This is a genomic window from Moraxella sp. DOX410, assembly GCF_032248735.1.
Taxonomy (GTDB): domain Bacteria; phylum Pseudomonadota; class Gammaproteobacteria; order Pseudomonadales; family Moraxellaceae; genus Faucicola; species Faucicola tetraodonis.
In genome coordinates this window covers 1529588-1551063 of the sequence record NZ_CP135138.1, presented here as the reverse complement: position 1 = coordinate 1551063, position 21476 = coordinate 1529588, and the positions used below count along the sequence as shown (strand labels likewise).

General features: G+C 44.5%; 19 protein-coding genes. 10 read left to right on the top strand and 9 right to left on the bottom strand.

The genetic code is table 11. From position 1 onward, the window contains the following. The first annotated feature begins 139 nt into the window (after positions 1–139). The 5 genes from RNZ41_RS06840 (at position 140) to RNZ41_RS06820 (ending at position 5471) form a co-directional block, all read left to right on the top strand. On the top strand, positions 140–1378 hold the full coding sequence (locus tag RNZ41_RS06840; protein ID WP_314026918.1) for an acyl-CoA dehydrogenase family protein: 1239 nt from the start codon (positions 140–142) through the stop codon (positions 1376–1378). 138 nt (positions 1379–1516) lie between these two features. Continuing rightward, complete coding sequence (locus RNZ41_RS06835; protein WP_314026917.1) at positions 1517–2584, top strand: phosphotransferase family protein; 1068 nt, start codon at positions 1517–1519, stop codon at positions 2582–2584. A gap of 8 nt (positions 2585–2592) precedes the next feature. Continuing rightward, positions 2593–3357, top strand: a complete 765-nt coding sequence (locus RNZ41_RS06830) for a histidine phosphatase family protein (RefSeq protein WP_314026916.1) — start codon at positions 2593–2595, stop codon at positions 3355–3357. 97 nt (positions 3358–3454) lie between these two features. Beyond that, complete coding sequence (locus RNZ41_RS06825) at positions 3455–4258, top strand: SDR family oxidoreductase (protein WP_099834483.1); 804 nt, start codon at positions 3455–3457, stop codon at positions 4256–4258. Between the two features lie 400 nt (positions 4259–4658). Next, entirely contained in the window at positions 4659–5471 is an 813-nt protein-coding gene (locus RNZ41_RS06820) for an SDR family oxidoreductase (protein ID WP_227522695.1), read from the top strand. A gap of 129 nt (positions 5472–5600) precedes the next feature. Here the strand turns inward: RNZ41_RS06820 and msrAB are convergent, their stop codons facing one another. Further along, the gene (gene msrAB, locus RNZ41_RS06815) at positions 5601–7334 is read right to left on the bottom strand and encodes a bifunctional peptide-methionine (S)-S-oxide reductase MsrA/peptide-methionine (R)-S-oxide reductase MsrB (protein WP_076774278.1); all 1734 of its coding nucleotides are present in this window, start codon (positions 7332–7334) and stop codon (positions 5601–5603) included. Between the two features lie 326 nt (positions 7335–7660). Between msrAB and RNZ41_RS06810 the strand changes: the two genes are divergently transcribed. Together RNZ41_RS06810 and RNZ41_RS06805 are read left to right on the top strand one after the other, a co-directional pair. Continuing rightward, positions 7661–8968 (top strand): sensor histidine kinase, encoded by a 1308-nt coding sequence (locus RNZ41_RS06810; protein WP_099833765.1) that lies wholly within the window; start codon positions 7661–7663, stop codon positions 8966–8968. Between the two features lie 9 nt (positions 8969–8977). After that, positions 8978–9538, top strand: coding sequence for a response regulator transcription factor (locus tag RNZ41_RS06805; RefSeq protein ID WP_314026915.1), 561 nt, complete (start codon positions 8978–8980; stop codon positions 9536–9538). Positions 9539–9749: 211 nt separating this feature from the next. Here the strand turns inward: RNZ41_RS06805 and RNZ41_RS06800 are convergent, their stop codons facing one another. From RNZ41_RS06800 to RNZ41_RS06765, 8 genes are all read right to left on the bottom strand, one after another. After that, a complete protein-coding gene (locus tag RNZ41_RS06800) occupies positions 9750–9962 on the bottom strand; it encodes a cold-shock protein (protein WP_050324216.1) in 213 nt (70 codons plus the stop codon). Positions 9963–10284: 322 nt separating this feature from the next. Beyond that, positions 10285–11004: a glycosyltransferase family 2 protein gene (locus RNZ41_RS06795; protein ID WP_314026914.1), complete on the bottom strand. Its 720-nt coding sequence runs from the start codon at positions 11002–11004 to the stop codon at positions 10285–10287. Between the two features lie 14 nt (positions 11005–11018). Further along, positions 11019–11621 carry a class I SAM-dependent DNA methyltransferase gene (locus RNZ41_RS06790; RefSeq protein WP_314026913.1) on the bottom strand — a complete coding sequence of 201 codons (603 nt, stop codon included), beginning with the start codon at positions 11619–11621 and terminating at the stop codon, positions 11019–11021. Then, positions 11614–12435, bottom strand: coding sequence for a PIG-L deacetylase family protein (locus tag RNZ41_RS06785; RefSeq protein ID WP_314026912.1), 822 nt, complete (start codon positions 12433–12435; stop codon positions 11614–11616). Before RNZ41_RS06785 ends, RNZ41_RS06790 begins: the two co-directional genes overlap by 8 nt. Further along, a complete protein-coding gene (locus tag RNZ41_RS06780) occupies positions 12423–13520 on the bottom strand; it encodes an acyl-CoA dehydrogenase middle domain-containing protein (protein WP_314026911.1) in 1098 nt (365 codons plus the stop codon). The genes RNZ41_RS06785 and RNZ41_RS06780 overlap by 13 nt, the downstream gene beginning before the upstream one ends. Positions 13521–13574: 54 nt before the next feature. Then, positions 13575–14990 carry an alpha,alpha-trehalose-phosphate synthase (UDP-forming) gene (locus tag RNZ41_RS06775; RefSeq protein ID WP_314026910.1) on the bottom strand — a complete coding sequence of 472 codons (1416 nt, stop codon included), beginning with the start codon at positions 14988–14990 and terminating at the stop codon, positions 13575–13577. Then, positions 14978–15811, bottom strand: coding sequence for a trehalose-phosphatase (otsB, locus tag RNZ41_RS06770; RefSeq protein WP_314026909.1), 834 nt, complete (start codon positions 15809–15811; stop codon positions 14978–14980). The genes RNZ41_RS06775 and otsB overlap by 13 nt, the downstream gene beginning before the upstream one ends. Positions 15812–15856: 45 nt before the next feature. Beyond that, entirely contained in the window at positions 15857–17020 is a 1164-nt protein-coding gene (locus tag RNZ41_RS06765; RefSeq protein ID WP_060994696.1) for a zinc-dependent alcohol dehydrogenase, read from the bottom strand. Positions 17021–17711: 691 nt separating this feature from the next. Between RNZ41_RS06765 and clpB the strand changes: the two genes are divergently transcribed. The 3 genes from clpB (at position 17712) to RNZ41_RS06750 (ending at position 21426) form a co-directional block, all read left to right on the top strand. Further along, on the top strand, positions 17712–20309 hold the full coding sequence (clpB, locus tag RNZ41_RS06760; RefSeq protein ID WP_314026908.1) for an ATP-dependent chaperone ClpB: 2598 nt from the start codon (positions 17712–17714) through the stop codon (positions 20307–20309). A gap of 105 nt (positions 20310–20414) precedes the next feature. Continuing rightward, positions 20415–20990, top strand: a complete 576-nt coding sequence (dcd, locus tag RNZ41_RS06755) for a dCTP deaminase (protein ID WP_007116249.1) — start codon at positions 20415–20417, stop codon at positions 20988–20990. Between the two features lie 193 nt (positions 20991–21183). Further along, positions 21184–21426 carry a hypothetical protein gene (locus tag RNZ41_RS06750; RefSeq protein ID WP_007116248.1) on the top strand — a complete coding sequence of 81 codons (243 nt, stop codon included), beginning with the start codon at positions 21184–21186 and terminating at the stop codon, positions 21424–21426. Positions 21427–21476 lie beyond the last annotated feature (50 nt).

Here is a 21476-nt window from a genome sequence, read left to right as displayed (position 1 = left end):
TGCTCAATAGTTTGGCTAAGACATCCCAGCCGTATGAATTTTATTCATAGTATTCTACTAATTAAAATCATTTTATTCATGATAATAAATCCGTTAAGCTGATTCAATGATTGTTTTAGCCGAAAAAGGACAATGCCTAATGGAATTTCAACTTAGCGATAAAGCAAAAGACTACATCGCCCGTACCAAAGCATTTATTCAAACCGAAATCGAACCGATTGAAGCAGAATTTTGGCAAGCGGCGCATAAGCTTAATCCCACAGGCGATTGGACGACTTGGCAGTGGCCTGCCAAACTTGAAGAGTTAAAAACCAAAGCCCGTGCGCAAAATTTATGGAATATGTTTTTGCCAGACGAGCAACTCGGTCAAGGATTAAGCGTGCAAGAATATGCTCATATTGCTGAGTTGTCTGGCAGAAGTCTTATTGCCCCCCATGTGTTTAACTGTAATGCGCCCGATAGTGGCAATATGGAATTGATTTGGCGCTACGGTAACGACGCCCAAAAACAGCAATGGTTGACGCCGTTATTAGCAGGCGAGATTCGCTCTGTGTTTGGCATGACAGAGCCTGCAGTGGCGAGTAGTGATGCCACCAATATGCAAGCCACGGCGATTGTCGAAGGCGATGAAATTGTGCTCAACGGTCGCAAATGGTGGTCATCAGGTTTGGGTGATCCAAACGCTAAACTTATTATTTTTATGGCACACACCCCAGATGAGCGCAAAGATCGCCACCATCAGCACACCATGGTACTGGTACCTATAGATACCAAAGGCGTCAAGATTGAACGTATGCTCAAAGTGTTTAATGATTATGATGCACCGCATGGACATGGCGAAATGCTTTTTGACAACGTGCGTGTACCGCTTAGCAATGTCATCGGCGGGGCAGGCGAGGGATTTGCGATTGCCCAAGGGCGCTTAGGACCGGGTCGGATTCACCACTGTATGCGTTGTATTGGTGCTGCAGAAAAATCGCTAGAGCTTGCCATCGATCGCGGGCTAAGTCGTAGCGCATTTGGCAAACCGCTGCTTGATTTAGGGGGCAACCGTGAACGTATCGCTGACGCCCGTGTCAAAATTGACCAAGCGCGTCTATTAACCCTATATGCCGCCTATAAAATGGATAAACTCGGCACCAAAGCGGCGTTGACCGAAATCTCAGCGATTAAAGTGGTCGCCCCAACGGTATTACAAGAAGTCGTCGATATGGCGATTCAGCTGCATGGGGGGATGGGTGTGAGCCAAGATACGCTGTTGCCGATGTTCTTTAATCAAGCCCGTAGCCTACGCCTTGCCGATGGACCTGACGAAGTGCATAAAGGCATGATTGCCAAACTGGAAGTGAAAAAACGCCAACAAGCGACGACCAAATAACTAGCAAATAACTAATAGCTAGTTAACAAAAAAGATAGCTAGCTAACAAAAAAGACGTAATGTCAGGTTACGTCATTTTGCTATTTGACCTAGTTAAAAATACAAGTTAAAAAACAAGATAAAAACAAGGATGAAATTATGCTTGATACTGCGAACCCAGTACGCAAAGGCGAAGAGATTGACAGCAATGCGGTCACCGAGTATTTAATGAGCCAAGGTATCGCTTTGCAAGGTCAGCCAGAAGTCACCCAATTTTCAGGGGGCGCATCCAACTGGACATACCGCCTAAAATATGCCAACCGTGATTTGATTTTACGCCGCCCACCCAAAGGTACCAAAGCCAAATCCGCCCATGATATGGTGCGTGAGTACAAAGTTCAAAAAGCGCTACAATCACAATACCCACGCGTCCCCAATATGGTCGCCCTGTGTACCGATGACCGCGTGATTGGTTGCGATTTTTATGTCATGGATCGCATCGAAGGCATTATTCCCCGCGCCAATTTGCCAAAAGCGTTGATGTTAAGCGAACAGCAAGTCAGCGAACTATGCCGACAGGTGGTCGATGCACTGATTGATTTACACAAGGTCGATTACACCCAAAACCCTGATTTGGTGGCTCTTGGCAAAGGCGAAGGCTACTGCGAGCGTCAAGTCATGGGCTGGGATAAGCGCTATGAGCAAGCCCGCACACCTGATGTGCCTGATTTTGCCGATGTGCGTCAGTGGTTAACAGCCAACACCCCAACAGATGTTAAAACTAGCGTGATTCATAATGACTGGCGTTTTGACAATGTGATTTTAGACCCAAACAATCCAACCAACATCATTGGTGTGCTCGACTGGGAAATGGCAACGATAGGCGACCCCTTGATGGATTTGGGCTGTGCGTTAGCTTACTGGATTCAAGCCGATGACAATGCAGTGATGAAAGCTACGCGCCGTCAGCCGACCAATCTGCCAGGCATGATGACCCGTGCCGAAGTGGTTGAGTATTACCTGCAAAAAACGGGGCTGAAAGTGGACAACTGGCGCTTTTACGAAGTGTTTGGGGTGTTTCGTTTGGCAGCGATTGCGCAGCAGATTTATTACCGTTATTATCATCAGCAGACGGATAATCCAGCGTTCAAAGATTTTGGCGTGATTGTCAATGCCTTATACGAGCGCTGTGTCGAGCTTATCGAAAAAAATAATCATAAATCATAGGGATTTTCATGAAACTCATCAGCCTTGTCCGTCATGGGCAAGCGTCATTTGGCGCAGACAATTATGACCAACTGTCCCCAAAAGGTATCGCTCAGACCCAATGGCTTGGTGATAGTTTTCGCCAGTCAGGTCGGCAAGTGCACGCGCTGATGTCAGGCAGCATGGCGCGCCAAAAAGACAGTCTCAAGCATTTTTTAAGCCATTATTATGTCACCCGTGAAGGCATTGAACTGACCGAAATCACTCACCATGTGCAAAACATAGCAAATCCCAGTTTGACCATGCCGCTATTGTTGGGTGAAGATAGCAGTTTTAATGAGTTTAATCATGAGCAAATTCTTTATAAAGCGGGATTGCCATTTGCGGATAAAGCCAGTTTTATGGCGTATTTATCCAGTCAAACACACCCTGAAATTAGCTTTACTGAGATTTTTACCCAAGCCATGAGCCGTTGGCAAAGCGGTCAGTACGACAGCGATTATGATGAAAGTTGGCAACACTTTTTGCAGCGCACCTGGAACGGTTTTGAGCGTTTGATGGCGCAAACTGGCGAGCATGAACACGCGATGGTATTTACCTCAGGTGGCGTGATTGCCAGTATCATGCAGCAAGTGATGAAACTATCAGATGTGCAAGCTTTTGATTTGAACTGGCATATCGCCAACGCTAGTGTTCACCAATTTCGCGTGAGTGACCAAGGTGTTTTTTTACAGACCTTTAATGAGTTTAGCTATTTGTATCAACAAGGCGAGCAGATGGTGACTTGGCGCTAAGGTTTATTTTATCAGCCTATTATTTAAAAATTTAAGGAAGAATTAAGGAAAAACAATGCAAACACTACCGGAATTACTGCAGCAAATTCAAACCACAATGACACCCCCGAACACTGACTTATCGCCTTTTATCGATAACCAAGTGGGCAAGGGCAAAACCATTTTGATTACTGGCGCAAGCTCGGGGCTGGGGGCAGGCATGGCGACCCATTTTGCTCGCATGGGCTATAATTTGGCAATTTGTGCGCGCCGTACCGAACGCCTAGAACAACTCAAAGCCAACCTGTTAGCGGATAATTCGACGATTAAAGTCAGTGTCAAGGCACTCGATGTGACTGATTATGCGCAGGTTTTTAAAGTGTTTCATGAATTTGCCGAAGAGTTTGGCAAGCTTGATCGTATCATCATCAATGCAGGGGTCGGTGAGGGTCGCCGTATTGGCAAGGGTAATTTTGATATTAATCGCAAAACTGCCGAAGTCAATTTTATCTCAGGTCTTGCCCAGTGTGAAGCGGCGATGGAAATTTTTCGTGCCCAAAATAGCGGTCATTTGGTGGTTATCTCAAGTATGTCGGCATTCCGTGGTCTGCCAAAACATATGTCAGTATACGCGGCAAGTAAATCAGCGATTGCACAGCTTGCTGAAGGGATTCGCGCCGATATGCTGATATCTGAGTTACCGATTAAAGTGTCAACGATATATCCAGGGTACATACGCACTGAGATCAACGAAGGTGCTAAACCGTTACCCTTTGAAGTGAGTGAAGAAATCGGCACCAAAGCATTGGCAATCGCGATTGAAGGCGAGCCTGATGAAGCGTGTGTCCCTGAACAACCGTGGACACTGATGAGTGATTGGATGAAAAACGCCCCACTGACATGGGTCAATGGTTTGGCATAAACCAAAAAGTCGTAAAAAACCCAAATGAGACCTTGCGCTGATTTGGGTTTTTTATTGTCTTCATATAGGGTACTGCCAACCTGTATATTTGCCTTTGGCGACAGATTTGACATCACCGAGTAGAAGGCTGTTATAAAAACAATGAGTGTGAAGGGCTAACCAGTATGTAGGGCTAAAGGGTGTCAGTCATCATTAACCCTATCGCCATCCTTGTTTATCTTATGTATTTAACGCCTATAGCGATATTTGCAGTAGGCTAGACAAGGGTCGAAATGATAAAATCAACGCCTCTTTTATGATTTTTTATTTATTGTTACGATAACTGAGTGGTACAGGCAACCAAACGATGAAAAAACTTGAAAACGCGCTACAAAAAATTGATAAATACGGTCAATTTGTGATGAAAAAACTGGTCAATCGCCGTTCATTGGCTGAGCTACAAGGTATCGGTCAAGGCAAAACCGTATTGATTACCGGTGCCAGCTCAGGGATTGGCGCGATGATGGCACGCCGATTTGCTTATCTAGGCTATGATTTGGCAATTTGTGCCAGACGAGAAGAGCGATTAAATGCGTTAAAGCAAGACATTGAAAGCAAGTACCCTGTCAAAGTCTCTGTTAAAACTTTGGATGTCACCGATTATAAGCAGATTTTTACGGTATTTGATAGCTTTGTGAGTGACTGCAAAACCCGAGGGAAAACCATTGATAAAATTATCGTCAATGCAGGGGTGGGCGATAGCCGCGTCATTGGTCATGGACGCTTTGAGACCAATCGCCATACCGCTGAAGTCAATTTTATCGCAGCGATTGCCCAGTGTGAGGCGGCGATGAAGATTTTTCGCCAGCAAAACAGCGGTCAGTTGGTGGTCATCTCAAGTATGTCAGCGGTTCGTGGTTTGCCCCGTCATCTTACCACCTATGCCGCTGCCAAAGCGGGACTGGCAAATTTAGCCGAAGGCATTCGCGCTGATATGATGCAGGAAAAACGTCCGATTACCGTCACCACGATTTATCCCGGTTATATCCGTACTGAACTTAATATCGGTGCCAAATATTTGCCGTTTGAGAGTACAGAAGAAGAGGGCGTCGAGGCGATTGTCGAAGCGATTGAAGCCAAAGTGGATGAAGCCTTTGTCCCGGCATGGCCTTGGCTGCCGATTGGGATTGGTATGAAAATATTGCCGCTCAGGGTGATGACCAAATTTTTATAAGCGCATTTTTAAAAAATTTTAAAGTCTCGGCATAATCAAAAACGCCTTATTAAAAACGCATTGGCAGCTGATGGCTTGTCAAAGCGTTTTTGATATCGTTACCAGTCAACGTGCTACCTAATTGACTGGCTATTTTACCAAGGGCATAAGTGCACCATAGCCTGCCGCTTGCATGTCTGCCAAAGCGATAAATTGTAGCGCATCGCCATTGATGCAGTAGCGTAATCCGCCTTTATCCTTGGGGCCATCATCAAACACATGCCCCAAATGTGAGTTGGCGACCCGCGAGCGCACTTCCGTTCGTGTCATGTTAAAACTGCTATCGGTTGAGGTGGTAATGACGTTTGCGCTAATGGGTTTGGTAAAACTCGGCCAGCCACACCCCGAATCATATTTATCCGTAGATAAAAACAACGGCTCGCCACTGACGATATCCACATATAAACCTTTAGCAAATAAATGGTCGTATTGATGACTAAAGGCGCGCTCAGTAGCTGCGTTTTGGGTGACATCATACTGCGCTTGGGTCAACCGACTTTTTACATTTTTATCGTAGTTTTGATAGCGGGTAGGATTGAGCGCCTCGGTGACCGTCGTGGCAGGCGCTAAGGCTTTGATAACGGGAATTTTTTGATTGGCAAGGCTAATATCAATATGGCAGTAGCCATTGGGATTTTTGCTTAGATAATCTTGGTGATAATTTTCTGCGTCATAAAAATTCGCCAAGGGTTTATTTTCTACCACAATTTTTTGCGGATATTTTTTTGCCAAATCGGCAAGGGTTTTATCAATGATTGGCTTATCATTGGCATCGGTATAATAAATGCCGGTACGATATTGCGCCCCGCGATCATTGCCTTGTTTGTTGAGACTGGTCGGGTCAATCACTCGCACGTAGTATGCCAAGAGGGTCGCAAGATTGGTTTTATCGATATCATAGATAACTTTGACGGTTTCTGCGTGCCCTGAGCCTGCTATCACCTGCTCATAGCTCGGGTTCGCGCTATTGCCATTGGCATAACCTGATATCGCATCGACCACGCCATCCACGCGCTCCATATAGGCCTCTAGCCCCCAAAAACAGCCACCCGCCAGATAGATAGTATGCGTGCGAATCGGGGTTTTACCATCTGCTTGATAATACACACCGTTATGGTTAATCGGAGCTAAGGCTTTGATGCTAGCGGCTTGTTTGCTAGCTTGGTTATTAGCCTGCTCATGAGCTTGGGCAGTCTGGCTATACGGAGTTTTTGCTTGATTCAGGGCTTTGAGTTCTGCAAAGTCGTTGCTAGCATTGTCTGATAAGGCTTGTATTTGTGCTGGGGTAAGATTGCCTTTGACCAGTTTTAATAAATTGCCTTGTTTATCTAAAATCGCAAAACTGGGATAGACTTGCACGCCAAATTGTTTAATCAGCTTGCCATAGTTATCCATAAGCACCGGTAGGTTAGCATAGTCTTTAGTAAGCACTGTGTACCAAGTTTGAAAATCTTGCGGGGATTTTTCACTCAAATGACCTGGACTGACCACGCTGACGACATTCATATTGGGATACTGCCGTGCCCATGCGTCGCTTTCTTGGAGCGTTGCCAAACACAGCGGGCACCAGCTTGCCCAAAATTTCACCACAGTTGGCTTGTTGGGATCGATCACATGACGACCCATTTTACCTAATTTTGGGTTAATTTGGCTCAAACCTTGTAAGGTCGCTAACGTATCAGTCGGCAATAAATCCGCTTTGCTAGTAGCACGCGCAGAGCCAGCGTTTTCTTTGGCATTCATTTTTTGACAGCCAAGCAACAGCAGGCTGCTGATTAATAGGGTAACGGTTAAATTCTTAGCACTTTGAGGAAAATTGACCATGGTACATTTCTCATCTATTTATAAAGCGTCAAAGATAGCTGTGAGTTGGCACTCAAATAAATTTTTGATTACAAACATAAAGTGAGCCTTTATCTGATTGTAACTGAATCAGCAAATAAGCACACTTTAAAGTTTTAAAAATTAACATTAAAAAAATTATGCCATCATCCATAGGGTTTAAGGAGAAAACTTTTGGTGCATTTGTAGTTATCCTAGTATTGACTAGCCATTGATTTACTTTTGACACGTTAATTCGCTCAAAGTTCGCTCAAAGTGCGGCTGCTTCATGCTAAAATCTTGTTTTATGGTTCGTCAAAAGTTTGCCCATGCATCAAGCCATCAAGAACGTCGCAAAAGCCCCCATGATTGCTCGCTATACCTGGTTAGCTATTATGGTCGCGGCGATGATTTGTGCCGACCAATGGGGCGTTGCCAAACAGCAAATCAATCATCTGCTCACGATTACCATTATTTATGGGGTCAGCGTTGAACTGACTAAACGCTTAATGGTTATTCGACAATTTAATCCCCAACACTCTTGGGTCACAATGGCGGGGTTTATCGGGGATTTACTGGCGTGGTCAGCCTTTATTTATTATTCGGGTGGGGCGGCCAATCCGTTGATTACCTTGTTTTTGACGGTGATTGCCGTGGCGTCTATGGTGATGAGCACCGTGCACATCATCGGCTTGTCAATGCTGTCAGTTGGGCTATATACGCTGTTATGGTATTGTTATGTGCCGCTGACCCTTAACCACCATGATCATGCGGTGGGTCAAAAACTCCATTTACTGGGTATGTTTGGGGTTTTTATTTTTGCGGCAATCATGTTAACCGCCTTAACGGTTTATTTTAAACAGGCGATGAGCCGCAGTTATCAGGCGCTTGAGCAAGCGCAGCAAGCCATTCACCAACAACGTCGGTTGCTTGCCATCAGTAGTCTTGCGGCCAATATCGCCCATGAGATGAGCACGCCGATTGCGTCGATGCAATTACTAAGCGATGATATTGCCCAGCAATTAGAGGAAGACGACGAACTGTTGGATGACATAAAACTGTTACAGTCACAAATCGACGTCTGCCGCCAATCGCTGCACAAGCTCAAATCCCATATCCAATCCAATGCGCTCCCGCCAGCGCAATCAGAGCCATTGGCATGGGTAACGTCATCAAATTTACCAACGCTACTGCCCAAAGTCGTCAATGATTGGCAATTTATCAACCCCCATGTTGAAGTAGCACTCAATGTACCACCACAACCGATCGATGTGCCCTTGAGTGAAGAACAGCTGTATTCTATTGTGATGAATATGCTCAATAATGCCATGCAGGCACAAGCCACAATGCTTAGTATTAGCGTACAGCTTGCTCAAAACGTGATGATTATAATTGAAGACAACGGACAGGGTATCGACAGTAGCATGGTACAGCGTATCCAACACCAAATCGCCATCGAATCTGATCATGGCTTAGGGCTTGGCTTGACGATTGCCAAAACAGTTATAGAATATGTTGGCGGACACCTTGAGCTGACCAATAAGCAAAATTCACCCCTGCAAAAAAGGTTAGATGATTCAGGTACGTGCGTGAAGATAACGTTACCAGTAATCGATGCGCCCGCCAGTTTGTTGTAGGAGACTAGGTTGCAACACCCACCCCTGTTAGCAGAGACATGGCTTATCATTGATGATGATGAGGTGTTTTGCCGTATTTTAAAAAAGTCGTTGGAAAAGCAGGGCAATCAGGTATTGACGGCCAGCAATGCCGATAGCGCGCTACAACTGGCAAAGAACCAGTTACCCAAGTTTATTATACTGGATCTCAACATCGGTGATGACAATGGTATTCATCTGATTGAGCCTTTGCTCGCTATTACCCCCACCGCCAAAATTTTAATGCTTACTGGCTATGCCAGCATTGCGACCGCCGTCAGTGCAGTCAAAATGGGCGCGTATCATTATTTGCCTAAGCCGTGTAGCCTGGATGAAATCTATAAAGTATTGGACATCGTAGCAACCCCTACAAAGTCAATCGGTAGTGCCACAGATGAACGTTTGTCACTTGAACATCACGAATGGGAATACATCCACCAAGTATTAGATGAATGCCAAGGCAATATCAGTGAAGCGGCGAGGGTACTCAAAATGCACCGGCGCACTTTACAACGAAAACTTCAAAAAAAACGTAAAGTGGATGCGCAATAACCTTTTTTAACCGCACACAGCAGCCCACAAATTATCGGCCGAGGCAGCCAAAAAGTTGGGTGAGCAAAAGACACAAAAAAAGCGCTTATAATAAATAAGCGCTTCTTTGATAGCTATTTTTTGATATCTATGCAAATGGCTAATCAATCAATGCAGCGTTATTCACGCAGTCACGATATCAGACCATTTACCATAGTAGGCTTAGTTAACCTTAGATAGCAACGATATTGCTAGCTTGGTCGCCCTTTTGACCTTGGGTCACAACGAAAGATACGCGTTGACCTTCCGCTAAGGTTTTGAAACCTGAGCTTGCGATTTGGCTATAATGTGCGAAAACGTCTTTGCCGCCATTGTCTTGTTCGATAAAGCCGAAGCCTTTTGATTCGTTAAACCATTTTACGGTGCCGTTTACAGTATTTGACATAGGATTGTCCTTGATTAGATAGATTTTAAAAGTGGTCATCTGACCCTAAAGCTGGAACTAAGCCACAACACGATTCTATTCAATATGATAGAATTGCGGCAGTTTTGATACACGATTCACTTAAAATCTAGGACACAAGCGTAATGGAAACGAACTTAGAATAGACTTAATGTAATGCGATTGAAACTTCTGACTGCTTTCTAGCTGTTGTCCAGTATATAGTAATACCGGCAGATAGCAAGGAATATCACAATAGTTTTGTAAGTGAACTGTGTTAAAGCCAACTTTTATACCTTTATTTCATTCAAAGGCTGGTTTTCATTTAAGCTGAAGGCTGATTCTCTAAACTCTTTAAAAAATGGGCAAACCCTTCCTCAGCGCGGGCATCAAGGCGACTGCTAGTCACCACACGTACCAAATTACTCCAAATAATGGGTAAATTGGCTTGCTCAAATTTTTTCACCAAACCCACATCTTCATGGCAAGTTAATTCATCGAAACCACCCACCGCCAAATAATCTTGACTGGCAAAGCTTAAATTTGCCCCATGAATATGGCGATGATTCATACAATCTTGATAATGGGCGAGATATTGCTGTTTGGTACTCTCTGACAACGCATCCCAACAATCGACACTCACTACGCCACATATCATAGCTGTGGGCATAGTTGTGGGTTCGGCTTTTAGGTGTTTGATTTGTGCAACTAACCAATCAGCTTCCACTATACTATCGGCATCGGTGCAAGCAATCCAATCAGCCCCTTGTTCTATTAAGTAGCGCACGCCCAAATCCCTGACTTTACCCACACAGCGAAACTCACAGCGCATCCAGTCTACGTGGGCGTTTTGTACTTTTGATAAGGTATCATCATCACAGCTATCTAGCACGACCACCATTTGTACCGCTATGTCGCTTGATAGCTGAGCAATCGCCTGTTTTATCGCATCCAAACACGCGCTGATGCTATCGGCTTCATTATGGGCAGGGATGACTATGCCGATTTTTTTGGGTCGCCGCTGTGTGACTGGAGTATTTGCCATGATGTTTTTCTCAGTTATTCCACTAGATTTTCTTGCTTGGCAAGGCTTTGGTGATTGGCTTGCCAAATGGTCAACAAAAAATCTTGGTCAATCACATGACTTTGCTGAGGGTAGTGAAGCTGTTGTTGCAAACAGTCGTGGACTGTTTCGCCTGTCAGTTGAAACCCGTCAATCGGATAGCGCCAATGACAGGCTAAAACCACGCCATTGTCGGTTAATGCGGTGTTGAGCCAAGCGATGACTTCGGTCAGTGCATCAGGCGCCAAGTAGTATAAAATCTCACTGACCACAATCAAATCAAATCGCTCACTGGGCAAATCCTGCGGTATCAAACCTTGCACAACTTGCACATGCGCCTGATTGTGCAGACGCTCACTGGCAAGTTTGACTGCCTCAAGTTGCCCATCCACACACCGTAAATAATCGCAGCGCTGGGCTAACTGCTCACTAAATACGCCATTGCTACAGCCTAGTTCAATCGCCTTGGCAAAATGTGGGTAGGGCAACAATGACAAGCAAATCGCGCGTTTTCGCACTTCATACCAGCGTTTTTCATATTGCCAAGGGTCGCTACTATCGGCATAAATTTGGGCAAAATACGCTGACACATCAGTCATGAAGATATACCTCAAACGGTTGGCTAAGTCTAGTTAATGTGGTATCTGACAAAATAGGCGCTGTTCCTGTTGTTGGGTCAGCATAGATTTGACTGCTAAAACAGCGCATGGCATAACTTTTTCGCTGCGCCTGCAATTCGCTTAAATCAAATCGCCATGCTTTGTGCCAGGGAATACGGCTATCGCCAGGCTTTGCCCAATGCCATGCCCAAATCAGCACTTGATAGCAAGTCAAATTTAGGCGACTTTTAAACTCATGGGCAAAACGCTGTACCACTTGCCCAGTGCCTTCATGGTCGGGATGACCATCGTACGCAAATGGGGTGATTAAAATATCAGCGGGCTGAATCAGCGATGTTAACTTATCAAAAAAATCCGCTTGTCGCCCAAAAACTTCGCCATCAGGAAAATTCAAGCTTATCATCGACACATTGGGCAAATCCAAACTGCTACCCAGCGTTTCAAGCGCAAGCTGGCTTTCAAGTGCTCGGATTTTTGCCAGTTTGTCGGTCGGATACAGCGGTGAGTTAGGGTGGCTTTTCTCGCCTTGGGTAACACTAACAATCAATACTTGATTGCCTTGAGCCACCAACGCTTGCAGCAAGCCACCACAGCCCAAAATCTCATCATCTGGGTGCGGCGCAAAAATACACACGCGCCGATGGGTGGAAAAATGGGTCGATATATCCAGTCTGGTGAGACTGTCTAACCCTTGCCACGCTTGCCAGTCTTGTGCAGAGGTGCCGTCGCCTGCAATTAAACGGTCACCCACAATCGGATGTAGTGGGGCGTGCTTAGAATCTACAGTTGCCATAATGCCCCTTGTGCATCGCCAAGCTGTTCGGCAGTCAATTTGCCAATCGCTTCACTGTCAAATGCGCCATGGGTTTGACGGATAAATACCGATAAATCTGCCGCTAGCCGTGCAAAATGGGCGTTTTTGCAATAAGGCGTTGCACCCAAGGCTTTACCCACTTTTTCAAGCACTAGCATGGCGGTAGTCTCCACTTGCGCTCTTAAGATACGGATAGGGAGTGTATGACTTTGGCGCGGTTCACTGTCGATTAATTGCGCAACTTGATAAAAGTACGCTTGGGTGACACTGAGTGCTTGCGATACTTCGCCAAGATAAAGTGCTTTAAAGGCTTGGGGTTTTTGCTGATAGCTGTCCAATAAAAACTGTGCCAACTGGGCTGCCGCGCCATACCAACAAGCCGCTACTCCTGCTGCACCCTGCCAAAATCCTGGGCGGTCGAGATAAGGGCTGCTACCTTTGGCAATCGCATTTGACATGACTTGGGTGGCGTTAGCGCCTTTTAGATGGAGCGTGGCTGTCGCCGTGAAGGGCATACCTACCGCATACCAACCGCTGTCATCAATGGTCACTTGCGGTTGGTTCATGGCTAACATCAGCAATTGGGCGTTATTTTGGGCATCTCGGAAACTAACCAAACCATGATCGACAAAAGTCGCACCCGAACACCACAGTTTTTGTCCCGTACATGTCTCGCCATCAAAACGCAGTGGCTCATCACCGCCTTCTGCTGCCCATACTGCCCATAAACCTTCAGCGATATCGTCCACGCCCAATTCTGCCAGAATCGCCAATGCATCAAGATGCGACTCAAAAAATTTGACCAAGTTCAAATCACAAGCGGCAACCTGTGCCAATACTTGCCAGCGCTGTAAAGTATGACCGTCAGCAGGCAAAGCAATTTGAGCGGACAAAAGCACCAACTGTGACAAAGTTTGCTTTAATTGTGTCACATAAGCGGCATCGCTTAGTTTAGGTGAGGTATCAACCGCTCTGCGAAAGTCTTGCAAAATAGCGGTAATTAATTTACCCAAGTCTGATTGGTGATAGTCGGTAGGTAAAGCATGATCCAACACTGGTGTCATTGTGAATTTCTCATTGGCTGTTTTGTTGTCTATTTTATTATCTGTTTTATTGGGTTATAGAATTTTATCCATGTGGGTCAAATCTGCCAAAAAATGCGCTCGCCACGTGTCAATATCGGTCTCATAAATGCCCTGTAATAGCGATTGGTGACGTTGTTCCCGTTGTTGTTTGGTGATGGTCAATGCTTGGTATAAGCCCTCTATCATGCTGTCGTTGCTATTCGGGTCGACCAAGATAGCTTGCTGAAGTTGGTGCGCTGCCCCCGCATTTTTAGACAATATCAAAATCCCTGCGTTTTGTTCATCCTGTGCGGCAATGTATTCTTTTGCCACCAAATTCATGCCATCTTTTAGCGAGTTAACCCAACAAATTTGGCATTGCCTAAATAACGGCATTAAATTGTCATGACTGACGGGGTCTTCTTGATAAATAATCGGTTGCCAACGGGCAGTAGCAAATTGGCTATTAATTTGCTCAACTAGGGTATGCACTTGTTGTCGTAACTGTTGATAAGTCTCAATATCAAGACGGGATGGGCAAGCAATTTGATACAGCTGAATCCGTTCAAGATATTGCGGATAACGCTGCAAAAAGGCGGCAAAAGCTTGTAAGCGTTCGGGAATACCTTTGGTGTAATCCAGACGTTCTACCGCTAAAATCGTGGTGATGGTTGAATTGAGATTTTTTAACACAGTTTGGTCTGACAGCGGTTGACTGGCAAGATGGCGAATATGGATAGGATTGATACCAATCGGATAGGCTTTTATTAAGGTGGTATGATTGCCATGGCTAATCAGTGTGCGTGCATTTGTTTGAGTAATCTGGTTGGCGTGGGGGAGTAGCTGCTCAATCACCGCGACACAATTTTGAGCGTCTTGTTGGGTTTGTAATCCAACCACATCATAATCAAGTAATTGATGGATTAAAGTTTGACCATAAGTCAAAAAATCCCACACCCATAACTGGGGAAATGGAATATGTAAAAAAAAGCCAATGCGCTGTTTCATTCCTAAGTCACGGCAATGCGTTGCTACCGCAAAAAAATGATAATCTTGTATCCAAATCATATCGTCAGGCTGCGCAATTTGCTGTAGTTGTTTGGCAAACATACGATTGACAGCTTGATAAACGCTAAAATCTTCACTACTTGATACAATCAAATCCGTGCGGTCATGCATCCCCGCCCAAAGTCGATTATTGGCGTAACCACAATAATACTTTTCATATTGCATGGGTGAAAAAGCCGTCGTGACATAGGTGACTTTGTCATGTTGCTCAGTCGCAAATTGGTTGACGGTATCGGGCATATCGCTGATATTTGTCACTACTTGACCGTTCCAACCGACCCAAATACCGCCATCTTTGGCAAGGGCTTCTTGAAGCGCTACTGCCAACCCCCCTGCTACGGCTTTAGGTGACTGTTTATTAGGTAAATTAACCCGATTCGATAGCACAATCAACTTTGACATAGGGTCAATAATCCTTTAAGTAACGCAGTAACCGCTGAGACGTCGCTCACATAATAATGGGCATGGGTGGGTTCATAACCGACTTTGACACCAATTCCTTTGATATCACTACCTTTCTTATTGGGTGTATCACCATAACTTTGTACAGCAATAAATCCTGCTTCATCGGTCACATCATCGCCGATAAATATCGGACGGCAATGAGGGTGATAGTGGTCTAAAACATGGTTAATGGCACTGCCTTTATCGACCCCTTGCGGCAATAGCTCATACACACATTTGCCCGCTTTAAGTTGCCAATCATTAAAATCATGCCCAATAGCTTGCATGATGGTTAAAGCGCTATCGGCAAGTTCGGGATGCTCACGAAAATGCAGTGCCACACCAAAAGGTTTTTGCTCGATGCGCCAGTTTGGATGATTACCAGTGGCGTTAATGACGCTTTGATTAATTTGTTGTAGCTGCGCTAAATCGATGTCCACCAAAGAATAGCCATCGATTAGAGTATCGCATTGCAAACCATGACTACCAATCACCGGCAGTTTTAACGGCGCTGTCAAACGTCTAGCATCAGCAACTGACCGCCCTGTTACTAGCCAAACGGGTAGATGATTTTGTAACTGCGCTAAAATTGCTAGATTCTCATTGCTGATAAAACTTTGCTGGGGATCGGGGTGAAATTCACTAAGCGTCCCATCAATATCTAATAGTAGTAGCAAATCAGAAACCCCTTGCACAACTTTGGCTACATTATCGACCAAAAGTTGTGAGGGGCTAGTGACTGAATGATTAATCATGGTATCAAGCTGATTGACACTCATTTTATCATTCTAAATTAACCATGCTAAATCCATGACAAGGTAAAATTACGGTGTCAAAATCACTTTTCGACACTCTTCTTCACGTTTTTCAAAGATTTCATAGCCTTTTGCCGCATCCGATAGATTCATACGATGAGTAATAATCGCTTCAGGCGATAAATCCCCATTTTCAATATGTTCAAGCAGTTGTGGCAAGTATTTATGTACATGGGTTTGACCCATTTTAAAGGTTAATCCTTTGTCAAACGCATCACCCATCAAGAAACCATGAATCGGACCTGCATACACCCCAGGAATACTGACTGTACCACCACGGCGTACCGCTGCCATACACTGACGTAATGCCGCACCACTTGAGCCTTCAAGCTTAAGCGTCGTTAATACGGTTTCAACTATGCTACCTTTTGATTCAAAACCAACGGCATCAATCACCGCATCGACACCACGATGCCCCGCAGTTTGCTCAATAATGGCTTCTGCGGCATCAACTTTGTCAAAATTAACAGGAATTGCGCCATACGTATCTTGTGCGTATTGCAGACGATAGTCATTGTGGTCAACGATAAATATTTGTGCCGCGCCTAACATTTTGGCGCAGGCAGCTGATAGCAAGCCCACAGGTCCTGCACCATAGATAGCCAAAGTCGAACCTTTGGTGACATTGGCATTCGTCACCGCTTGCCATGCAGTCGGCAAAATATCCGATAAGAACAAAACTTTCTCATCAGGCAATGAACCTGGTACTTTAAAAGGACCAAAATTGGCTTTTGGGACACGCACATATTCTGCTTGTCCGCCAGGCACACCACCGTATAAATGACTAAAACCGAACAATGCCGAAGGTGGCGGAATAAGCTTTTTGTTCATCGCCGCGCCGGGACCCTCATTGGTGGTTTCACAGGCTGCCATCAAATCATTTTGACAGAAAAAGCAGCTACCACAGGCAATTACAAAGGGTATCACCACGCGATCACCTTTTTTTACCGCCGTGACGTCAGCGCCCACTTCTTCGACAACCCCCATAAATTCATGACCAAAAATATCGCCTTCTTCGGTCGCAGGGATCTTGCCGCGGTATAAATGTAGGTCCGAGCCACAAATGGCGGTAGCAGTAACTTTTAAGATAATATCATCTTTGGCTTGTAATTTTGGGTCGGGAACATTGTCGACTCGAACATCTTTGGCACCGTGGTAGGTTAATGCGCGCATGGGTATGACTCCTAGTTATTGTTTTGCTGTTATTGTTTTTTGACTGTTATTTGACCAAATAAAGCAGCGCCACTGAACTGAACTGAATTGATATGTTAAGGGGCGTTATCATTTGATGTTTTGCAGAGTAACATGCGCCATGCATGGTTGTTGTATATTGATGTAGTAGATAGGTTAATGTAATGTAAGTAATCTTAAAATAAACCATTGAAAATATTATATAATTTTATTAATTGTCCATAAAATTTTAGTGTCAATTTTTAGCTATGGCTTAAACTTTAGTTCGCGTAATTCTTTAAAAATAACGGTTAATGCGGCTAATAAAAAACCAAGACGCTACTAGGCTACTAGCCGCTACTAATTCGCTACTAAAGTAAATGCATATCAGCCACCAACAAAAACTCAGTCAGTAAAAGTGACTCGGTATATCCCTTTGGAAGTTATAAGATAAGCGAAAATTTGGTTGTTCATGACTTTATCTACATTTTTATTGTCAATTTTTAATAGCTAACACGATAAATTTTGCAAGCTATTGACCCAAGTTATAATTGAAAATACAGCCATCATCAATCATCAAAAAAAACATTGACAATTAAAAAAATTTAAAGGTGGATATTGAAACGATTTATCAAAACACCATATCAATTTTAGTTCAAAGCTAATTAGTTAAAAGCTAAAAGGAAAAATAATAATGCAATTTGATAAATTTACTAATGCCTTACAAAACGCGGTTCAGCAGGCACAAACGCTCGCTGTCACTCGTGATCATACCGCGATTGAGCCGATTCATTTATTGTCAGTGTTACTCAATGAACCGAGTAATGCCAATGTGTATGAACAAGCAGGCGCAAACTTAAGCCAGTTAAAAACAGACGTACAACAATCACTCAACAACCAAGCGGTGATTGGTACACCCACAGGTGATGTCAATCTTAGCCCAAATACGGTTAAGATTTTAAATCTAGCCGAGCGCCATGCGCAAAAAGCGGGCGATCAGTTCTTATCTACTGACTGGGTGCTGGTTGCCTTAGCAGAGACAGGCGACACTGCAAAACTGCTCACAAAAGCAGGGGTCAATGAGCCAAAACTAAGACAAGTCATTAATTTTATTCGTGGGGGTGATAAAGTGGATACACAAAATAGCGAAGACCAACGTGATGCCTTAAACAAATATACCATCGATTTAACCGCACGCGCCGAATCGGGCAAACTTGACCCCGTGATTGGGCGTGATGACGAAATCCGCCGTACCATTCAAGTATTGTCACGCCGTACCAAAAACAACCCGGTGCTTATTGGTGAGCCGGGTGTGGGTAAAACTGCCATTGTTGAAGGATTGGCACAAAAAATCGTAAATGGTGATGTGCCAGAAGGCTTGCGTAACAAACGTGTATTATCGCTTGATTTGGGCGCACTGATTGCGGGCGCAAAATTCCGTGGTGAGTTTGAAGAACGCCTAAAAGCGGTACTTAACGACCTAGCAAAAAGCGAAGGACAAGTCATTTTATTCATTGATGAAATTCATACCATGGTCGGTGCGGGTAAAGCCGATGGCGCGATGGATGCGGGTAATATGCTCAAACCTGCGTTAGCGCGTGGTGAGCTGCACTGCGTGGGTGCGACTACCCTTGATGAATACCGCCAATATATCGAAAAAGATGCCGCCCTTGAGCGTCGTTTTCAAAAAGTATTGGTTGATGAGCCTACGGTGGAAGATACCATTGCCATTTTGCGTGGTCTAAAAGAGCGTTATGAACTGCACCATGGGGTCGATATCCAAGACAGTGCGATTATTGCCGCAGCGCGGATGAGTAACCGTTATATCACCGACCGTATGCTACCTGACAAAGCCATTGACTTGGTAGATGAAGCGGCTAGCCGTCTAAAAATGGAACTTGATAGTAAACCAGAAGCCTTGGGCAAATTAGACAGCCGTTTGATTCAGCTCAAAATGCAACGTGAAACGTTAAAGCATGAAGATGACGAAGGCGCAAAATCACAGCTAAAACTGCTCGACACCCAAATCAGCGAGCTTGAAAAAGAATACGCAGATTTAAATGAAATTTGGCAAGCAGAAAAAGCCCTCGTTAAAGGTAGCCAACAGCTCAAAGACGAGCTTGATAAAGCACGTATCGCCTATGAAAAAGCCCAGCGTGAAGGTGACTACGAGACCATGTCAAAACTGCAATACGAAACCATTCCACAACTGGAAAAACGTATTAAAGAATCTGACTTGGCTGAGCAAAAAGAGCAAGCAGGGCAAGCGCCAAGCGTCAAACTGCTACGTAACAAAGTCACCGAGAACGAAATCGCTGAAGTCGTTGCCGCTGCAACAGGCATCCCTGTTGCAAAAATGATGCAAGGCGAACGTGAAAAAATGCTGCATATGGAAGAAAAACTGCATGAGCGCGTAGTCGGTCAAGATGAAGCGGTACAAGCAGTCGCCAATGCGGTGCGCCGTAGTCGTGCCGGGCTGTCTGACCCCAATCGTCCCAGCGGTTCGTTCTTGTTCCTAGGTCCGACAGGGGTGGGTAAAACTGAATTGACCAAAGCGTTGGCAAGTTTCTTGTTTGATGATGAAAATGCCATGATTCGTATTGATATGTCTGAATTTATGGAAAAACACAGTGTCAGCCGTCTTGTCGGCGCACCCCCAGGCTACGTGGGTTATGAAGAAGGTGGGGTATTGACCGAAGCGGTACGCCGTCGACCTTACAGTGTGGTATTGTTTGATGAAGTAGAAAAAGCACATCCTGATGTGTTTAATATCCTACTGCAAGTGCTAGACGATGGTCGCTTGACCGACAGTCAAGGTCGTGTTGTGGATTTTAAAAACACTGTCATTATCATGACTTCAAACCTTGGTTCGCATAAAATCCAAGAGATGGCAGGCGATAGCTATGAAGAAATCAAAGCGGCAGTGATGAATTCAGTCAATCAGCATTTCCGCCCAGAGTTTGTCAACCGTATTGATGAAATCGTGGTGTTCCATCCACTTGGGCAAGAGCAAATGGCGGGTATTGCAGATATTCAACTGTCACGCTTACGCAAACGTCTTCAAGAGCGCGACATGGATATTGTATTGTCAGATGAAGCCATGACTCAATTGGTCGCTGTGGGTTATGACCCTGTGTATGGTGCAAGACCGCTAAAACGCGCCATCCAGCAAGAAATTGAGAATCCGCTATCAGTCAAATTGTTATCGGGTGAGTTTGTGGCGGGTGATACCATAAAAGTTGATGTCGATGCTCAAGGTAATTTAACCTTTGATAAATTGCGTATGAGTTAATTTTCTGACCAAAAAAACGGCTTTCACTCGAAAGCCGTTTTTTTTCGCCTATGTGTAGCAAATTACAGTATAATTCTGCCTAAATTTAAAATTTGAGGAAACAAAATGTCGATCAAATCCGACCGCTGGATACGCCAAATGGCACAAGAGCATGGCATGATTGAGCCATTTGAAGCAGGTCAAGTACGTGTGGGCGAGCAGGGACAAAAATTGGTCAGCTACGGCACCTCAAGCTATGGTTATGATGTCCGCTGCGCGCGCGAATTTAAAGTATTTACCAATGTCCATTCTGCCATCGTTGACCCAAAAAACTTTGATGAGCGTAGCTTTATTGATATCGTGGGCGATGAATGTATCATCCCGCCCAACTCATTTGCCTTGGCTCGTACTGTCGAGTATTTTCGTATTCCCCGCGATGTATTGACCATTTGTTTGGGAAAATCTACCTATGCGCGCTGCGGTATTATTGTCAATGTCACGCCGCTTGAGCCAGAATGGGAAGGGCACGTCACTCTTGAATTTAGTAATACCACCAACTTGCCCGCGCGTATCTATGCCGGTGAGGGCGTGGCGCAAATGCTATTTTTCCAAAGTGATGCCGATGATGTGTGCGAAACTTCCTACAAAGACCGTGGTGGTAAGTACCAAGGTCAAATGGGCGTGACTTTACCCAAAGCTTAAACGATAAGCAGTAAGCAGTCATATAGACCCACTTCGGTGGGTTTTATATTTTATGGCGACAAACTGTTAAAAGTTCGAATTTTACACGAGCTTACAACTGCTTTAAGCTTTCTGGTTTTGAATATGTCATACTAACGATGCGCTATCGCTACCGTTTTAACATAATAATACCGCACATAATAAGGATAACATCATGATTGAACTAAGTAATAACTATGTCGCGCTAAATTTGGCAAAATTTATCTATGAAGAAGAAGCCAAACTCACGCCAAATAAACACCAGCAAGAAAGTGATATCAAAGAATATATTTTTGAATTATATGAAGAGTGCGTTGCTGTCGTTGAAGAAAACGACTCAGCGGATTATGAATATGAAGACTTCGATTTTGATGAAGATGAATCGTTAGCAGATGACGATGACGATATGCTTCGCTAACATGTTAATCCATAAAAAAATCGGCTACTAGTGCCGATTTTTTTATGTTT